The organism is Nonlabens sp. Asnod3-H03 (assembly GCF_045063665.1).
In the GTDB taxonomy this organism is placed as follows: Bacteria; Bacteroidota; Bacteroidia; order Flavobacteriales; family Flavobacteriaceae; genus Nonlabens; species Nonlabens ulvanivorans.
In genome coordinates this window covers 1,283,406-1,301,065 of record NZ_JBEFOD010000008.1, presented here as the reverse complement: position 1 = coordinate 1,301,065, position 17,660 = coordinate 1,283,406, and the positions used below count along the sequence as shown (strand labels likewise).

The 17,660-nt window shown below is 31.9% G+C and carries 13 protein-coding genes; 1 reads left to right on the top strand and 12 read right to left on the bottom strand.

Annotated elements, in window-relative coordinates; genetic code table 11:
- Positions 1 to 65: 65 nt before the first annotated feature.
- From ACJJVI_RS09090 to ACJJVI_RS09035, 12 genes are all read right to left on the bottom strand, one after another.
- Complete coding sequence (locus ACJJVI_RS09090) at positions 66 to 2,195, bottom strand: bi-domain-containing oxidoreductase (RefSeq protein ID WP_405351544.1); 2,130 nt, start codon at positions 2,193 to 2,195, stop codon at positions 66 to 68.
- Between the two features lie 12 nt (positions 2,196 to 2,207).
- Positions 2,208 to 3,962, bottom strand: a complete 1,755-nt coding sequence (locus ACJJVI_RS09085; RefSeq protein ID WP_405351543.1) for a hypothetical protein — start codon at positions 3,960 to 3,962, stop codon at positions 2,208 to 2,210.
- Between the two features lie 40 nt (positions 3,963 to 4,002).
- A complete protein-coding gene (locus ACJJVI_RS09080) occupies positions 4,003 to 5,061 on the bottom strand; it encodes an acyltransferase (RefSeq protein ID WP_348021353.1) in 1,059 nt (352 codons plus the stop codon).
- Between the two features lie 2 nt (positions 5,062 to 5,063).
- On the bottom strand, positions 5,064 to 6,032 hold the full coding sequence (locus ACJJVI_RS09075; protein WP_405351541.1) for a hypothetical protein: 969 nt from the start codon (positions 6,030 to 6,032) through the stop codon (positions 5,064 to 5,066).
- Positions 6,032 to 7,147, bottom strand: coding sequence for an EpsG family protein (locus tag ACJJVI_RS09070; protein ID WP_042296816.1), 1,116 nt, complete (start codon positions 7,145 to 7,147; stop codon positions 6,032 to 6,034). The genes ACJJVI_RS09075 and ACJJVI_RS09070 overlap by 1 nt, the downstream gene beginning before the upstream one ends.
- A gap of 42 nt (positions 7,148 to 7,189) precedes the next feature.
- Positions 7,190 to 8,191, bottom strand: coding sequence for a polysaccharide pyruvyl transferase family protein (locus tag ACJJVI_RS09065; protein WP_052408540.1), 1,002 nt, complete (start codon positions 8,189 to 8,191; stop codon positions 7,190 to 7,192).
- A complete protein-coding gene (locus ACJJVI_RS09060) occupies positions 8,192 to 9,601 on the bottom strand; it encodes a lipopolysaccharide biosynthesis protein (protein WP_042296817.1) in 1,410 nt (469 codons plus the stop codon).
- A 5-nt stretch (positions 9,602 to 9,606) separates the two neighbouring features.
- On the bottom strand, positions 9,607 to 10,815 hold the full coding sequence (wecC, locus tag ACJJVI_RS09055) for a UDP-N-acetyl-D-mannosamine dehydrogenase (RefSeq protein ID WP_405351538.1): 1,209 nt from the start codon (positions 10,813 to 10,815) through the stop codon (positions 9,607 to 9,609).
- 4 nt (positions 10,816 to 10,819) lie between these two features.
- Complete coding sequence (gene wecB / locus ACJJVI_RS09050) at positions 10,820 to 11,947, bottom strand: non-hydrolyzing UDP-N-acetylglucosamine 2-epimerase (protein ID WP_405351536.1); 1,128 nt, start codon at positions 11,945 to 11,947, stop codon at positions 10,820 to 10,822.
- 123 nt (positions 11,948 to 12,070) lie between these two features.
- Positions 12,071 to 13,471: a UDP-glucose 6-dehydrogenase gene (locus ACJJVI_RS09045; RefSeq protein ID WP_405351535.1), complete on the bottom strand. Its 1,401-nt coding sequence runs from the start codon at positions 13,469 to 13,471 to the stop codon at positions 12,071 to 12,073.
- A gap of 17 nt (positions 13,472 to 13,488) precedes the next feature.
- Entirely contained in the window at positions 13,489 to 14,766 is a 1,278-nt protein-coding gene (locus ACJJVI_RS09040; RefSeq protein WP_405351533.1) for a nucleotide sugar dehydrogenase, read from the bottom strand.
- A gap of 50 nt (positions 14,767 to 14,816) precedes the next feature.
- On the bottom strand, positions 14,817 to 15,785 hold the full coding sequence (locus tag ACJJVI_RS09035; RefSeq protein WP_042296819.1) for an SDR family oxidoreductase: 969 nt from the start codon (positions 15,783 to 15,785) through the stop codon (positions 14,817 to 14,819).
- Positions 15,786 to 15,953: 168 nt separating this feature from the next.
- Here ACJJVI_RS09035 and ACJJVI_RS09030 point away from each other — a divergent pair, with 168 nt between their 5' ends.
- Positions 15,954 to 17,240 (top strand): OmpA family protein, encoded by a 1,287-nt coding sequence (locus tag ACJJVI_RS09030; protein WP_042271527.1) that lies wholly within the window; start codon positions 15,954 to 15,956, stop codon positions 17,238 to 17,240.
- Positions 17,241 to 17,660: the final 420 nt, after the last annotated feature.

The following is a 17,660-nucleotide window of genomic DNA, read 5'->3' as shown; positions in this document are numbered from 1 at the left end:
ATGGAGCTATATTTACTAGAATTTAGCTAATCTTATTCTACTTTCGCAAAAGAGATAATAAGAAGCTAATTCATTACGTCTACCCAAGATTGAGATTTTAAGCTCTCGATGGCAGCAAATGATGCTTGAGTAGTATTGACCAATGACTCAAATTCTATTAACGAATCACCTCCTGAATTAATCTGTTGAGCAAGTAAAGTAAACTGACTCTTATGACCTTTATCCAACTTTGACTTCATCCCTTTAAACCCTTTAAAGCCATAAGCTTTAAGTTTTCTCCAATTGTCTAAAACGAGAGTGCGCTCCTGACTATAGATTTCAACACGCTCTTTAGAGTAAGCTTTACTTCCATTTGCAAAGTAATTTATTACCCCATTCGATCCGTTTTCATACTTTAATAATATACTTGCATTATCGGTATTTTCTTCAGGATTTATACCCATTGCATTCATACAAACAGAGACTACTTTACTTCCTGTAAAGTAAGAAATTAAATCTATGAAATGACATGCCTCTCCTATAATACGCCCACCACCAACTTTAAGATCATGCACCCATACATCTGGTGGTATCGCTCCCGCATTCATCGTGGCAATTACATTAATTGGTGTATCTCCATAACCGATTGCTTTTTTCATTTTTAAAGCATGTGGAGAAAATCTACGATTAAATCCGACAGTTAGCGTAGCCCCACTCGTATTATAAGCATTAATAATATCTTTAAGTTCTTCATTATTAAGCGCGAGAGGTTTCTCTACAAAGACATTCTTACCAGCCATTAGAGCAGCTTTTACCATCGGAGCATGTAAGTGATGTCTAGTGGTAATCATTACCGTATTAATATTAGCGTCTTTAAGAACTTGGTCATAATCCGTCGTACTTTGAATGATCTGAAACTTTTTTGCAAGAGTAGTTCCAGATAAACCACCTGAACTTACTATATATTGTAAATCCATACCAAGATTCTTCATGGCTGGTAACATAGTCATTTTTGTGAAATTTCCAGCTCCAACAATAGCAACTCCTTTATTTGATTTATTACTAGAATTACCCCTATTTTGAGAAACAGTTATGGTATTAGAATAGGTGATATCACTGTAATTAAGCAGTGAGGCTATTGATTTAGAACTTCCAATTTCTCCATAGATCTTAAGGTAATCCTTTAATTCAACAACTTCAGTTATTAAAGGATCCACCTCTATATACTTTTTAGAAATCGAACTCAGTATAGTTTCAAAATTGCGTTTTTCTGTCCATCTTACAAAAGGAAGAGGATAATCGTTTCCTTTAGTCTCATAATCTTCATCATAACGTCCTGGTCCATAAGAACAGGAAACTTGAAATGATAATTCTTTTTCATAGAATTCTGCTCTACTTAACTCCAAACCTATCACACCAACTAAAATGATTCGACCTCTCTTACGAGACATTTGTGCAGCTTGCGAAATAACATCATTAGATTTAGTTGATGCGGTGATAATAACTCCATCAGCTCCAACACCATCTGTAAGTTGCATTACGGTTTTAACAGGATCTTCTCCTTGTGCTGGATTGATTGTAGTAATGCCCCATTTTTTAGCAAGATTAAGTTTCGTTTGATCAAAATCTATTCCTATAACATTACATCCATTTGCTTTTAAAAGTTGTGCTGTCATTAAACCTATAAGACCTAATCCGGTAACTACAATAGTTTCGCCTAGCGTAGGCTCACACAATCTGATTCCTTGAAGACCTATACTACCTATAACAGTAAAAGCAGCTTGCTCATCTGTTACATTATCTGGAATAGAGGCTACCAGGTTTTTTGGAATACTGACAAATTCCGCATGTCCACCATTTGAAGCAACGCGATCACCTACTTTAAATTCTGAAACGCCTTCACCTACTTCTATAACCTTACCTACATTACAATAACCTAACGGAAGTGGCTCTCCCAATTTATTAAAAACGGCTTCTAATGTAGGCATCAAACCTTCAGTTTTGATTTTATCAAGTACCATTTTAACTTTATCCGGTTGTTGACGTGCTTTGGAAATCAAATTAGATTTCCCAAATTCTACCAACATGCGCTCAGTTCCAAGAGAAACTAGAGATTTAGTAGTTTGTATAAGTACATGACCACGTTTTACTTGTGGTGCAGGCAATTCTTCTAATATAGTTTCTCCTGTTTTAAAGGATTGTATGATTTGTTTCATAGTTTGTGCACTCTAATTTAATTCTGATTGCAAAAGTCTTAAACTTATTTCTATTTCCTTACATTTATTATGATAAGCTTCAGAAAAAGAAGGTTTTTCAGTATATGTTACATTATACTCTAATAGAATTTGTAATATTTCATCTAGTCTATAACGTTGATTTTTTGATAAAGAGTCCTTCTTACTTAAAATATTTTCTAAAATTGAAGCATTTAACAACCCTTTTTCTATAGACTTTAATCTAAGGGATGAAGTAAGATACTCATTTGTTCCCATTCTAGAGCTCCAATAAGAATAAATTGGATTATTTGGTTCTGAATGATAATACATAGAATAATCAAGTCTATTAAGGTCAGTAGCATACCATGTAGATCCTGCATGATCAGTAAATGCATACCAACTATAACCTTTATAACCATGAGCAACAGCTATCATTGGATTAAATCTAAAACTTTCTAGTGATGAAAATCTACCTCTTTCAACACTATACATCCATTTGTTTTCAATGTTCAGTTCTTTATAGATATCAGTAGGCTTTATTGTTTTATTCAACAAGATATTAGAAACTGGTAAATTAACATGAGGAACTTTGATATCTATACCTGTTAATAAATCAACGGATGCTACATCTGATTGATAACCATAAGTAACTAATGTTTTAAATTCAGATAATTCGTCCTCTAGAAAAACAGAAAAGTCTCTAAGCTGGTTCACGGTAAATTTTTTATTTTCTATATCTACACTTTTCAGCTCATCTGCAACATAAACTATGATATTATCTTTAGATACGTGAGGATACAATTCTTTGAGTAATCTAAATTGCTCTTCTAATATAAATTTATAGGCTTTATACCAAGGTGCCGTAAAAGGTTTTAAATATCCTCCATCTTTTAAAAGTGCTACTTTATCATAATTACTTTCCCAAAAAAGTAGAATAGAACCACCGTCTTTTAACCAAGGATAAGCTGTGTTTCTAAAACCTGTTGAGTTTGAAGAATTAGAGATGATTGAACTTTGCGGATCTCCATTTGAATTAAAATAAACAGTAGGTATATAATTAACTTGTAAATGAGTAAAACCTACTTCTTTCCAAGTGTCTACAACATATTTACCGCTTTGAAGATTAATATTATTAAAGATAATACTGTTGGTTTTAAAATCTGAACTATTATCTTTTACAACTTCAACAGGAAAAGAGAGATTGTAAACCCCATTATTTTTCAAAGACGAAAGTTTAATATCGACATTATGTTTACCTGCCGATATCCCTTCCATTTCCATAAACAATTGAACTTTTTCCCCTTGTTCAATATCAAAACTAAATCGATTATCTGTTAGTCTTTTTAAAGCAAATAAAGCATCGGGTATAAACTCTAGAGAGACCTTATGTTTATTTGCTTCTGAATACCAATCACTAATTGGTATAATACGATAACATTTAAAATTTGAGAACGATGTATTTTCTAAGCTAACAGTTAATCGCTCATTTGAGTTACTTGCTGCTTCTAATAATACAGAATAATAAATTTTTTCCCCTATCAATATTACCTTAGGCAAATAACTATTGATTTCTGAAGTTTGTATGATAGGATGAAACTCGCCATTGTTGTACGATTTATAAAGATCACTTCTATTTGAACTAGTGGTTACAATGGTTGTCGTTTTATTTAAAGGTTGAGTAGTTTTAACTTTAAAGTTAAAATTTCCTTTATTAGAGCATGAGTAAATGAGGCAAAGTATGAAAAGAAACTTAAAAACATGGCTCATGAATAAAGTGTTAAATTATAATAAATATGAGAGGCTAAAGTTATTTCAGTTTTAAAGCTGGGCGCTCTATGAATTTCCAGGATAAAAATGCAATAAGAGCAACAATAAAAGGCACCATCAGAAAAACTAATATATTATTAGTGTACTTATGATGAACAAATAAATTAATAATTAACATATGATATATATAAACGCCATAAGAAATATCATTTCCATTTAAGACAGTTTTACTCCAAGTAGGCCTAGTAAATGCAAATGAAAAAACAACCATAGCAAGTAAAAAATCAGCTATTACTTTTAGAGGATTTGTGACATTATACGATGTCGCATTAATATTAAAATAGCTATGAACAATCCACATGAAACATAGATAGATAGTCAAAAACAGAACACCTCTATTTTTTACAAATTGAAAAAAGAAATTCCAGTATTTGTATATGATAATACCAATAATAAAATAATACAAATAGGGTATAACACTTACATTGATTAGCTTAACAAAGCTATTTTCGGAAGTTATATTAGTGATAAAATAATTAAGAATAAGAAAAGTAAGGAAAAAGAAGGTCCATAAAAATTTATTCATTTTAAGTTTATAAAACAAAGAAAAAATAAGCGGTAATATGAGATAAAATTGAAGCTCAACAGTAATAGTCCATAAACTACCATTTGGAGTACCTACACCCCAAAATCTTAATACATCTGGTGTATAAAACTGGAAAAAAGAAATCTGTGTAACAAACCATATCCACAAATTAAAATCAGTGAACAATACTGTAAAGGAGTCATTAAATTCTATAAGCAAAATGAAAAGAGAAACAAGAACACAAGCCCACAATCCGGGAAAAATTCTAAGAAATCGATTTTTAAAATACTTAAATATTTCATTTCTATTTCTTTCATAAGAAGCAGTTATCAGAAATCCACTAATAAAAAAAAATATTGGCACACCAGGAAAGAAGTTAAAGAAATTTGTGAATAACAATTCTATTATATCGTTCTCAACCTTTAAGTGCTCAAAAGAATGAAATAAAACTACCTGTAAAGACGCTATTAAACGAACTAAATCAAAATTATTATTACGATTAATTTTTATCATAATTAGATATTACCAAAAAATTGTTGATACAATTTAAAAATTTCAATCGACCCATCTTTGATTGGACTATTTATTGTATGTGATTTAAGCAGTTCAATAATAGTCTCAAAATCATTGCTTAAAGAATCCCTTGAATACAAGATACAATCAGAATGCCTACTGACAACATTTGATGCAATGACTGGCGTACCTAAAAATAGAGACTCTTTGATAGACAATGGATCACCATCTGTACTCGTATTTCTGATACTAACATCAACTCGATCCAGAATTTCAAAATACGAATGTGGATAATTAATAATATGAATATTAATGGGAACTGTAATCTTTTGATCTTTAAAATACTCGCTATAGGCACCCGATGGATCAGATATTATCAAAGCATAATCAGAATGCTTCGTGAATAAAGGGATGAGCATTTCAATTCCATAGATTTCATCTCCGTTTTTATCTATTGTTCTATTAAAGGCATTAGTTGAAAAAGTGAGTTGATAATTTTCTGAAAAACTTGATAGTTTATCCTCTATTACAGTCGATAACTCCAGTCTATTTAATGGTGGAATAAAAGCTGTTATTAATTTTACCTTAGAATTTAATTTTATAGCTTTATCATAGCTTCCCTTATTCAAGACAATAGGTAAGGTGCAAAACCGAACCGCCATACTATCGACTGTGTTTTTAAAAGCAGAATTAAACCTACCTAAATCACCATGAATTGTAACGATTGTTTTTGTATTACAAAATTTACTAATTAATACAATAAGCAAACGATAATATGGACTACTACTATGTAAATGTAAAATTTTAAAATTTCTGAGTTCTTTTATGAGTAAGATTATATTCTTTGTGCTACCGAGAAACTTAAAACTTAACGCATCGCTTTCTAAACGACTTAATAATCGCTGCACATGAATTGTCACACCACCAATTGGTGGAGGTATTTTACCTAAAATTAATATTTTATTTTTCATTAAAGCCCCCAATCAACGTTATGATATAATGTACCAAAAATAATTGGACTTAAAATAACTAATAAAACTAAAACCGGATTAAGTAACTTTTTATTATATATCCTTATTAAGGATAAGGGCAGTAAAATTCCCATTCCTATATAATCTGAAAATCTGGATAACCTTCCGGCTAAATGTGGATTGTTAAAATAAGCAATATTAATAGATGCTCCATAACAGATCACAGCAAATAGCATTATAATAAAAACTCGATCCAAATATTCAGTTTTAAACATTAAAAGTTTTTGTTCTTTAATATTTAATACCAACTTATAAGCTAGCAAAGGATATACAATAATAGACAATATTGAAGTAACTCTAAAACCTTCTCTAGCTGTCTCGAAGTAATGAAGCTTAGCTGTAGCTAAATCAGCAGAAGGTAAAAATGAAAGTAACGATACTAGTACGGAAGAAAAGTAATTGATAAATATTAACAAAACAGTTAAGCTAGCAGCAATTATAATAATATATCTCTTACTAGAATCAAGCTGAAATTTAGATTTGAAATTCAGAAAGAAATATGTAAATATTAATAATGCAGATATTAATAAAAATTGACTATGTATAGAAATACCTGCAAGTATCGCCAAAATGGCTAGAACATAGTTACCTCTAATAAATTTCATAAATGCAAACAAAATCAGAAAAAAGGAGATAGAAGATCTAGGCGAATAATAAAAAATGGTTGGAATGATTACGGGCAATAGAAATATCCAGAATAAATAAAAATTAGTAATTGAAACCTCTTTAAACGCAATTTTTGATATAAAAACACAAACTAAAAAATTGAATGATAAAAAGAGTTGAAAATTTTTATTTAAAACAAAACTCATAAATGCATTATACCAAAGATAAAGTGGCTCTGCATCAATTGTAGAATGTGTCTTAAAAAAAGGAAAACTATCTATCAAATAGCCACCTTCAAAGGTGGCTTCATATCTCGAGTAGTCAAACCCAGTATCAGGCAGTATGCTTAAAAAAATAAAAACACCTACAATTGAAAATACAAAACTTAATTTCCTTGAACCGAAAGAAAGTAATGCAATAAAAATTGTAAAAAAATAAAAATCATCCATTTATCAGAATTATTTAATAAGTAAATATGTTCTGTTTAACGGCTATTTTTTTATAAAATCTTGAACTATTTTCTTTAGATTATTTGACAATTCTACGTTTGAAACTGGATTTAAAGGAGGATTCTCCCAATCGATATCCTCTGGTGCAAATACATTCATATCTGCCTCAAAAAGAGCATCTACTTCAGCTTTCGGTTTAGTTGTTAATATGTTGAGATGATTAACCGTCCCTTTAAAACGAGATAAATGACCAGATTCATCTTCCAGTCCATTAAATAAAAATAATACTGGTGTTCCCATTGCTAGACAAGGTAACGCACAATGGATTCTAGAAGTAACCACTACCTTTGCTTTGGAGTATTTCTTTAAAGTTTCATCAGCTATTTCGTATTTTTCTTCATTAGAAATTTTATTAGAACAAAATTGATTAATTACAATACCTCTATCTATAATATCCTGAGGGATATGTTCTTTTAAAATTTTGTTTTTCTTAGGAAGATTCATGGTTTTAAAAATCCTACCTGTAGCAGTATGATAAAGTATTCTTTTAGGGTCAGCCTTGTAAACATACCTTTGATCATAATCATAAAGAACATCTACAAAATAAATGTTTTCAGTTTTTTCATCTGTCTTATAATCAATATCAAGAGTTGATGTAAGACAAAAACTAAAATAACTATCGATTCCGTGTTTTTGCATTAAGTTTAAGGTACTGAAATCTCTACATCCTATCGGACTATGCTTTTTTAAATAAGCAACAGCCTCTGGATTATTAAAGATGACATCAGCAAATCTTGGATTCAGATGAAATGATACAAACAAAGGATCTATATTCTCATGTGGAGGCCAATTTTCTGGTTTATATGTAAACCAACCATTAAGTATTAGTTTGACCTTTTCAGGAATTGGAGCATTTAGCTCATCTCGCTCAATATAATAATCAACATGAGGCAAATATTGTTTAGCAGCTAGACTCTGTATATGATCACCATAATTAACAATTCCAGCATCACCATGACTATGTTTTAAAAGAGCGTATTTCATTTAATTTAGAAATTTAAATTTTGATATTAAAAAGGATTTAAAATATTTGAACAACTTATTATTAAGAGAAACAAACAATACTAAACCAATGGCAAAAATAAGAATATGTATTGAAAACAGGTCTTTTAATGCAAGTAAAAACAATAATATAGAAATAACAGTTAGAGAAATTAATTTAAACCACTTAATATCTAAGAAAAGATAGCTTTTTAAATCTACCACTCTTAAAATGAAAACAGTTGCAAACCCAAGTAGTGTACCTACACCTGGAGCAAATAAGCCTATCAAAGGAATTAATAAATATGTTATGCCTAGGTTCACTATTCCACCAATAATTGTTGTGGTAAATAAATTTATCGTACGTTTTTCTTTTAAATAAATAGAACCATAGAAGGCTGAAAAGGACGAGAAAGCAGTTCCTAAAAACAATAGTGGCATATATTTCCAAGTATCTTGATAACTAGATTCGACGACATAACTAACTAGAAATTTAGATATAGGTATTAATAAAATAGTTAAACAAATTTCTAAAATTAAAAATTGATTAAATAATTTAGAAACAAATGATACATCTTCATTATCATTAATTTTTGAAATTGCAATATCCTGCCAGGCAAGCATAAAAATAGAATTAATTATGGCAAGAATTGCAGGAAATCTTGAGCTAATTGCGAAGTCACCATTTGCCTCAATCCCCATAAGATGTAATATTAAAAAACGATTTGCTGCATTAATTAACCACCAGCTAATCGCATTTGGAATTAAGGGTGTCGAATACTTAAGCAATTCAAATAAATGCTTTAAAGTGTAACTCCTAAATTCTATATATGTATAAATTTCACCTAGAAACACACAAGCAATAACACTTAAAGAATAAGACAAAATAGACGCCAACAAAATACCTAATAAGCCATAATTTAAAAAATAAAGAAAAAGTAAATTGAAAAACACAAGCAACACTGAGTTTAGTAAACCAATGAATGAATACAATTTATTTTTCCCTAATCCTCTAATGATTTGTTGAGCAATAGGAAACAGACTAGCACCAATTAATAGTAGATAAAAATACTCTTGATACCTAAAACTATAAAAATAAGTACTAATCAGATAACATAAACCAAAGATTGTTAACAATATAAGACTTGAGAATATGCCTGTCGATATTACTTTTCTCTTATCCCTTAGATTTTCAGAAGTTAATAACCATCGATACATTGCTTCTGATAACTGTAATGTTACCACAGGAAATAACAAACTGATGGATGTCAAAAATAGATCATATAAACCTAAATCTTCTTTATTGACAAAAAAAGAAAACAATGGAACCATTGCATAACTCAATACTTTTGACCCAAAGTTACCTATTGCATATATGAATGTATTATTGAGTAATGAATTTGCACGTTCCATTAAAGTTATTTATTGACTCCACAAAAATCCAAAATCAATTTATCAGAATCTTTCGGCAATTGTTTAAACTCATCATGAGCAACTAAATAAACTACTATATCGGCTTTCGCGAAAGCGGTTTTATAATCGGTTATTTTGAATACCTTATGATCATTAATGTTAGGTTCTACAATATAGTATTCCTCATCATTTGCATCTTGAAGTACTTTTTGCGCAATATACTTCGCTGGTGACTCTCGTAAATCATCAATATTAGGTTTAAAAGCCAGTCCCATGATGGCAATACTAGGCTTACGACCGTGCTTGAGTTGAAATTGTAACTTTGCGGTTTTCACCTTTTCTGCACACCAGAATGATTTATAATTGTTAATCTCACGGGCCTTCCCTATTATTTGTGATTCCATAGGGAAATCTGCTGTGATAAAATAAGGATCTACCGCTATACAATGTCCTCCTACACCACAACCTGGTTGTAAAATAGTAACTCGTGGATGCTTATTAGCCAGCTCAATCAGTTCCCAAACATTTATTCCCGCTTTATCACAAATGAGAGACAACTCATTTGCAAATGCAATTTGTACATCTCTGGAAGAGTTCTCCACTAGCTTACACATCTCTGCCGTTCTAGCGTTTGTAGGATGTAAAGAGCCTTTTACATAATTGGAATAAAAAGAAATTGCTTTTTCAGTACTTGCAGCATTGACACCACCTATTACTCTATCATTATGCACTAGTTCATGCATAACGTTACCTGGTAAGACTCTTTCTGGACAGTAGGCTATAAAAAGTTTATCTTTAAGTTCAGGACGGTTTTCATAAATTAAATCCATCATTTTTTCAGTAGTCCCTACTGGAGAAGTAGATTCAATGATATACAAATCACCTTCTTTTAACAAAGGAAGCACTGCTCTAGTTGCAGCTTCAACAAATGAAATATCAGGTTCATTTTTATCCTTAAAAGGAGTGGGAACAACGATTAAATAATTATTAGCCTCAACTGGCGTCGTTGCCGCTTGAAGATATCCTTTATCCACTGCCTTAGCAACAGCTTCATCTAAGGAAGGTTCAACTATATGAATTTCACCTCTATTTATGGTGTCCACTACATGTTGATTAATATCAACACCATGAACATTTACTTCATTTGACGCTATTAGTGCTGCGGTAGGCAGGCCTATATAGCCTAGCCCTATCATTACTACTTCTGGTTGCATGTTGTTACTTTTGATTTTTGATAAATTCTACAATACGATGACAAGCTTTACCATCACCATATGGATTGTGTAATTTACTCATTTCAGTAAATCGATCTGAATTATTAAGCAAATTTAGTGTTTCAGAAACAATTAAATCTTTGTCGGTACCCACAAGAATAACTGTTCCCGCTTCAACAGCTTCAGGGCGCTCAGTCGTATCCCTCATCACTAAAACTGGCTTTCCTAAACTAGGAGCCTCTTCTTGCACTCCTCCACTATCTGTAATAATTAGTTTAGATCGATTCATAAGCCAAATAAAATCTTCATAAGCAAGTGGATCGATAAGCATAATGTTACTAATACCTGCTAAAATCCGTTTCACTGGTTCTTGTACTTTAGGATTTAAATGAACTGGATAAATAATTAAATGCTCAGGCTTTTCTAATGCGATTTCTTTTAAAGCTTCGCAAATACGAATAAAGCCATCACCATGATTCTCTCTACGATGACCGGTAACGAGAAGTACTTCCTGATCACCTATATCGTGATTCAGTTTTTTAATGAGATCACTAGGGTCATCATTCACTTTATTTACACTCTCAAGCAATGCATCAATTACCGTGTTTCCTGTAATTACAATTTGATGAGAAGGTACATTTTCTTTAAGTAAATTACTTTCAGATGTTACCGTAGGAGCAAAATGAAAATCAGCGATTCTACCGGTAACCTGTCGATTAATTTCTTCAGGAAAAGGAGACCATTTATTATCTGTTCGCAATCCAGCTTCTACATGGCATACTTTGGATTGATTATAAAATGCCGCTATACTTGTTGCCATTGTTGTAGAAGTATCTCCATGTACAAATACGTAATCTGGATTAAAATCTTCTAAAACAGGCTTCATACCTGTTACTATATCTGCTGTCAATGAATAAAGGTTTTGGCCTGGCTTCATTAAATCCAAATCAAAATCAGGAGTAATCTCAAAAAACTGCAATACCTGATCCAACATTTCCCTATGTTGTGCCGTAACACAAACTTTTGTTTCAAAAGATTCTTTATATTTCAAAAACTCTTTAACAAGAGGAGCCATTTTTATGGCCTCTGGTCTTGTTCCGAATACAATTAAAACTTTTTTTAGTATTGCCATTTCTAAAACTTTATTTTTTTAACAAAAGCTGCAAAGATAAATAGATTAAATCATTTTTATAACTGCATTCTCATTTATAATCACCAAATAGTCACCTAATTAAAAGTTCTAAATATGGATATATTACCCTTTTCCTATTTTATAAAACTCAAAGCCAATTTCTCTCATTAATTCATCACTCAATAATCGTCTCCCATCAAACAAGAAAGCTGGCTTTAACATTGAATTATAAATTTTACTCCAGTCATAAGTCACAAACTCATCCCATTCTGTTAATATAGCAACGGCATGTGCATTTTCTACAGCATCGTAAGGTGAATTTGAAACTTCAACCAAATCTCTATTTTCTTCTGTACTTCTTGAACCTAAATACTCTAAATCAGAAAAAATTTGATCTTTTGTCACTTTAGGATCATATATGACTAGCTCTGCCTGTTCACTTAATAAGTAATCGGCCACATAAATTGCAGCAGATTCTCTAGTATCATTAGTGTCTTTCTTAAATGCCCATCCCAATATTGCAATACGCTTACCAGAAACAGTATTAAATAAAGTTTCTACGATTTTTTTAGCAAAACGTCTTTTTTGATAATCATTCATGATAATGACTTGCTCCCAATAATCTGCAACTTCATTTAAGCCATAAGATTTAGATATGTATACTAAGTTTAAAATATCTTTCTGAAAACAAGAACCACCAAAGCCAACCGAAGCTTTTAAGAATTTAGAACCTATTCGACTGTCAGAACCGATTGCTCTAGCTACCTCATCTACATCTGCCTCAGTAACCTCACATAATTCTGACAAAGAATTAATACTACTCACTCGTTGTGCTAAAAAAGCATTTGCGGTAAGCTTAGATAATTCAGAAGACCAAACATTGGTAGTCAAAATACGATCCTTCGAAACCCAGTTTGAATATACATTTACCAATGCTTGCTGTGCTAATTTACCTCGATCTGTCTCTTCTCCTCCTATTAAAACACGGTCAGGATTCAATAAATCATTTACTGCTGTACCTTCAGCAAGAAATTCAGGATTAGATAAAATATCAAAATTCACTCCATTACCTGTATTATCTAAGATACGTTTTAATGCCTCAGCTGTACGTACCGGCAAAGTCGATTTTTCAACAATGATTTTATCTGATGTAGCTACAGCAGCTATTTGTCTAGCACATAACTCAATATATTTTAAATCTGCTGCCATGCCTTTTCCTACACCGTAAGTTTTTGTGGGTGTGTTCACAGAGATAAAAATCATGTCAGCATCTTGAATCGCTTGATCTACATCTGTAGAAAAAAACAAGTTTTTTCCTCTAGCTTCATTTACCAAAGATGCTAATCCAGGTTCATATATAGGAATATGATCTGTATTAGGATCGTTCCAAGCATTAATACGGTCCACATTAATATCTACGACGTGCACATTAATGTGAGGACATTTTGCCGCAATCATCGTCATAGTAGGTCCACCAACATATCCTGCACCAATACAACAGATATTCTTTATTTCTTTCAACATTATTTTTTTTAAATTCTTTATAGAGTTTGATCTGCTCCAGCTTTTAAAACACCTTTCACATCATAAACCACTGTATTTTCATTAGATATCAACCGTAAATCCATCTTTAAAAACTCATTATGAGCCACTGCCAAAACTATAGCATCATATTTTTCTCCAGATAAATTAGTTAAATTACTAATCCCATATTCCTGTTTTACTTGAATAGAATCAGCTAATGGATCATAAACAGAAGCATTTATACTGTACTCAGTTAGATTATTGTAAATATCAATAACTTTGGTATTGCGAACATCAGGACAATTTTCTTTAAAAGTGAACCCCAAAATTAAGACTTTAGCATCTTTTAAAATGATATCTTTAGAAATCATTAATTTGATAACTTCTGAAGCCACATAACTTCCCATGCTATCATTGACACGCCTTCCCGCAAGTATAATTTCAGGATGATACCCAACTGATTGCGCTTTTTGAGCTAAATAATATGGATCAACTCCTATGCAATGCCCACCGACTAAACCAGGGGTGAATGGCAAAAAATTCCATTTAGTTCTTGCCGCAGCTAACACATCATTAGTGTTTATATTGAGTTTATTAAATATTTTAGCTAATTCATTTACAAAAGCAATATTAATGTCTCTTTGTGAATTTTCTATAACCTTAGCTGCTTCAGCCACCCTTATTGTAGGTGCCATATGTGTTCCTGCAGTAATAACACTTTTATATAAATCATCTATTTGCAATGCTGCATCAGGAGTACTACCTGAGGTGACCTTAAGTATTTTCTCAATGGTATGTAATTTATCTCCTGGATTGATACGCTCTGGGGAATAACCTAAATAAAAATCTTGATTAAAAACTAAACCACTTACTTCTTCTAATAATGGCGCACATTCTTCCTCAGTGACGCCAGGATATACAGTGGATTCATAAATTACAAAATCTCCTTTTTTTAGATATTTTCCAATGGTTTTACTAGCCATCAATAAAGGATCAAGCAAAGGTTTATTATGTTCATCTATCGGAGTAGGAACTGTAACAATATATACATTAGAATCTAATAAATCACGCTCTGAAGAGGTACAGTAAAGCCCTTTATAATTATTATTAGAATCTTTAAGAACCTTTGATAACTCATCATTTGTTAACTCTAAGGTACTATCGATACCATTGTTAATTTCATTAACTCGTGGAGTTTTGATATCAAAACCTACAACACTATATTTTGTAGCAAACAATCTAGCTAAGGGTAAACCAACATAACCTAGACCTATTATAGTTATTTTTTTTTTCATTCGACTGATGATACTGATTTATCACGCTTTCGCGAAAGCGAAATTAATAATTATAAATGAGACCAGTACCAATCTACAGCCTCATCTAACCCATCTCTTAGATTGAATTGAGGTTGGTAATTTAATATTCTCTTTGCTTTATCAATGGAAGCCAGAGAATGAGGCACATCACCTTCACGCACTGGACCGTAAATCACTTCAATATTTAAAATAGATTTATCGTATTTAGATAAAGACGTCTTGAGTAAATCGACTAACATTTTTAGATCTGTACGTTCTCCGTATGCAATATTGAAAATAGAGTTTACAGCTTCAGGATGCACTGTAAGCATAGCCTTTTCATTTGCTTGAATAATATTATCAATAAAAGTAAAGTCCCTAGAGTAGGACCCATCTCCATTAATCATAGGAGATTGTTTATTCTTTAACTGCTTAATGAACAAAGGTATCACAGCGGCATATGCACCATTAGGATCTTGCCTACGTCCAAAAACATTAAAATATCTTAACCCTATGGTATCCAATCCATAAGTCTTATAAAAAACGTCGGCATAAAGTTCATTAACATACTTGGTTATCGCATAAGGTGACAATGGCTTACCTATTAATTCCTCTACTTTAGGCATAGTTTTAGAATCACCATAGGTAGAAGAACTTGCAGCATAGACCATCTTCTTCACACCTGCATCTTTACATGAAACTAGCATGTTTAAAAAACCTCCTACATTCACGTCATTTGAAGTGATAGGATCATTGATGGACCTAGGTACACTACCTAAAGCGGCTTGATGCAAAACATAATCTCTATTTAAAACTGCTTTACGACATGTCTCAATATCGCGAATATCACCCTTTAAAAAATTGAAATTATCTTTCAATCGAAGACCTTCGATATTACTAAGAGAACCTGTTGATAAATTGTCAAGACCTAAAACGTCATGTCCCTTACTCACAAAATGTTCGCAAAGATTACTACCGATAAAACCAGCAGCTCCCGTAATTAAAATTTTTAAAGACATAGAGAAACCTAAAGTGTAGTCGAAAGGAACAAATGTAATAAGAATAAGTCCACACAATGAATTAAAATATTTAAATGTTAATATAAATTTAAAGTAAAACTTTTCATAAAAAGGTTAGGTTTAGTGTAATAATTATATATTTGCAGGTTGAAAGCAAGAATAAATCTTATGAAAAAAATTATTACATTATCATTTGCTTTGTGTGGCCTAATAGGTTTTGCACAAACTGATACGGAAGAAGTAAAATCTGATTACAACAAATGGTCTATCGATGTGGGCGCTGGTGTAACTAAACCGGTACGCCCTGTAAGTTCTGGAGCATTTACCAACACACCATCACTATTTCAAGCAGATCTTGGCGTTAGATATATGGTCAACGACAAATTTGGTTTTAATGCAGATTTTGGTTACAACAATTTTTCTAGCGATGAGAATAGCCGTGATTTTGACTCTAGATATTATAGAGTAACACTGGAAGGTGTTGTAAATGCAGGTCACATAGTTGGTTTACATAAATTGCATGACAGACTAGGTCTTCTTTTACATGGTGGTATGGGTGTTTCTAATTTAAAAGGAACTGATCCAGTTGAAACTGGTAATGACTGGATGTTAAATTTTCAAGCTGGTATTACGCCACAAATAAGATTAAGCAATAGTGTAGCTTTATTTGGTGATTTGTCTGTTTTAGGACACGTAAGACAAGATATCACTTTTGATGGATTAAGTAGAGCAAGTACCAGAGGATTTGACGGTATGTTAGTAAATGCTTCTGTTGGTTTGAATATCTATTTAGGTAACGGAGATGTTCACTCTGACTGGTATACTTACGATGTTGAAGAGAAAATTGACAATCTTACTGCTGATGTTGAAAAAATGGCAACAGATTATGCTGATGATGACAAAGATGGTGTGCCAAATTATATAGACAGAGACAACACAACTGAAAGTGGTGTACGTGTAGATAATAAAGGTAGAGCTATTGACTTAAACAACAATAGTATTCCGGATGACATGGAAAGTGCTCTTGATGGTCGTTATGCTTCTAAAGCTGACTTAGCTAACATGAAGCCTGGTGCTAATGGTGCTAACGGAATGTCTGACAAAGGTATCATCAAGAAATTGATTAACGAAGGGTATGTTAACGTATACTTCCAGTTCAATAGTACTAAGCCTGCTCTTTATTCTTTAGGTGCTATCAATACTCTAGTAACTTATATGAAGGATAACCCAAGTGCTACTGCAACTTTAACAGGTTATGCTGATGAATTAGGAAGCCCTGCTTACAATAAAAACTTATCTGAGCGTCGTGCTAAGATGGTACACGATGTACTTGTAGCTTCTGGCGTTGATGCTTCTAGATTATCTCACAATGGTAATGGTGAAGATGCTTCTGTTGACAAGAATTCTTCTGAAGCAAGACAACTAGTAAGAAGAGTTACTTTCAGAGTAAACTAATTACTATCTTTCTACATATTGAAAAGGGTCGCAATTTGCGACCCTTTTTTTATGCTTAAATTTTTATGCGTTAAAATTATAATCATCAGTAGATCTCAATACTGAAAAGAGAACCTAATCGTTCCTTAACGATTTTAAATAATAAAATTGATCATTCTAAACTTAGACTCCATTTAATCTACTTATACACTCTACGATACTCAACATAATATCCTAACTATAGTGAAGCTCTAAAACATAAAACCGATAAGCTTACCTTATTCTTATTAATAAATAACTCTCTAAAAATTTGAATGGCTAATGGCTAATGGCTAATGGCTAATGGCTAATGGCTAATGGCTAATGGCTAATGGCTAATGGCTAATGGCTAATGGCTAATGGCTAATGGCTAATGGCTAATGGCTAATGGCTAATGGCTAA

Coding starts and splice junctions, on each gene's coding strand:
- ACJJVI_RS09090 (WP_405351544.1), bottom strand. CDS start 2,195: ATGAAACAAATCATACAATCCTTTAAAACAGGAGAAACTATATTAGAA.
- ACJJVI_RS09040 (WP_405351533.1), bottom strand. CDS start 14,766: ATGAAAAAAAAAATAACTATAATAGGTCTAGGTTATGTTGGTTTACCC.
- ACJJVI_RS09045 (WP_405351535.1), bottom strand. CDS start 13,471: ATGTTGAAAGAAATAAAGAATATCTGTTGTATTGGTGCAGGATATGTT.
- ACJJVI_RS09085 (WP_405351543.1), bottom strand. CDS start 3,962: ATGAGCCATGTTTTTAAGTTTCTTTTCATACTTTGCCTCATTTACTCA.
- ACJJVI_RS09065 (WP_052408540.1), bottom strand. CDS start 8,191: ATGAAATACGCTCTTTTAAAACATAGTCATGGTGATGCTGGAATTGTT.
- ACJJVI_RS09075 (WP_405351541.1), bottom strand. CDS start 6,032: ATGAAAAATAAAATATTAATTTTAGGTAAAATACCTCCACCAATTGGT.
- wecB (WP_405351536.1), bottom strand. CDS start 11,947: ATGGCAATACTAAAAAAAGTTTTAATTGTATTCGGAACAAGACCAGAG.
- ACJJVI_RS09060 (WP_042296817.1), bottom strand. CDS start 9,601: ATGGAACGTGCAAATTCATTACTCAATAATACATTCATATATGCAATA.
- ACJJVI_RS09035 (WP_042296819.1), bottom strand. CDS start 15,785: ATGTCTTTAAAAATTTTAATTACGGGAGCTGCTGGTTTTATCGGTAGT.
- wecC (WP_405351538.1), bottom strand. CDS start 10,815: ATGCAACCAGAAGTAGTAATGATAGGGCTAGGCTATATAGGCCTGCCT.
- ACJJVI_RS09070 (WP_042296816.1), bottom strand. CDS start 7,147: ATGGATGATTTTTATTTTTTTACAATTTTTATTGCATTACTTTCTTTC.
- ACJJVI_RS09080 (WP_348021353.1), bottom strand. CDS start 5,061: ATGATAAAAATTAATCGTAATAATAATTTTGATTTAGTTCGTTTAATA.
- ACJJVI_RS09030 (WP_042271527.1), top strand. CDS start 15,954: ATGAAAAAAATTATTACATTATCATTTGCTTTGTGTGGCCTAATAGGT.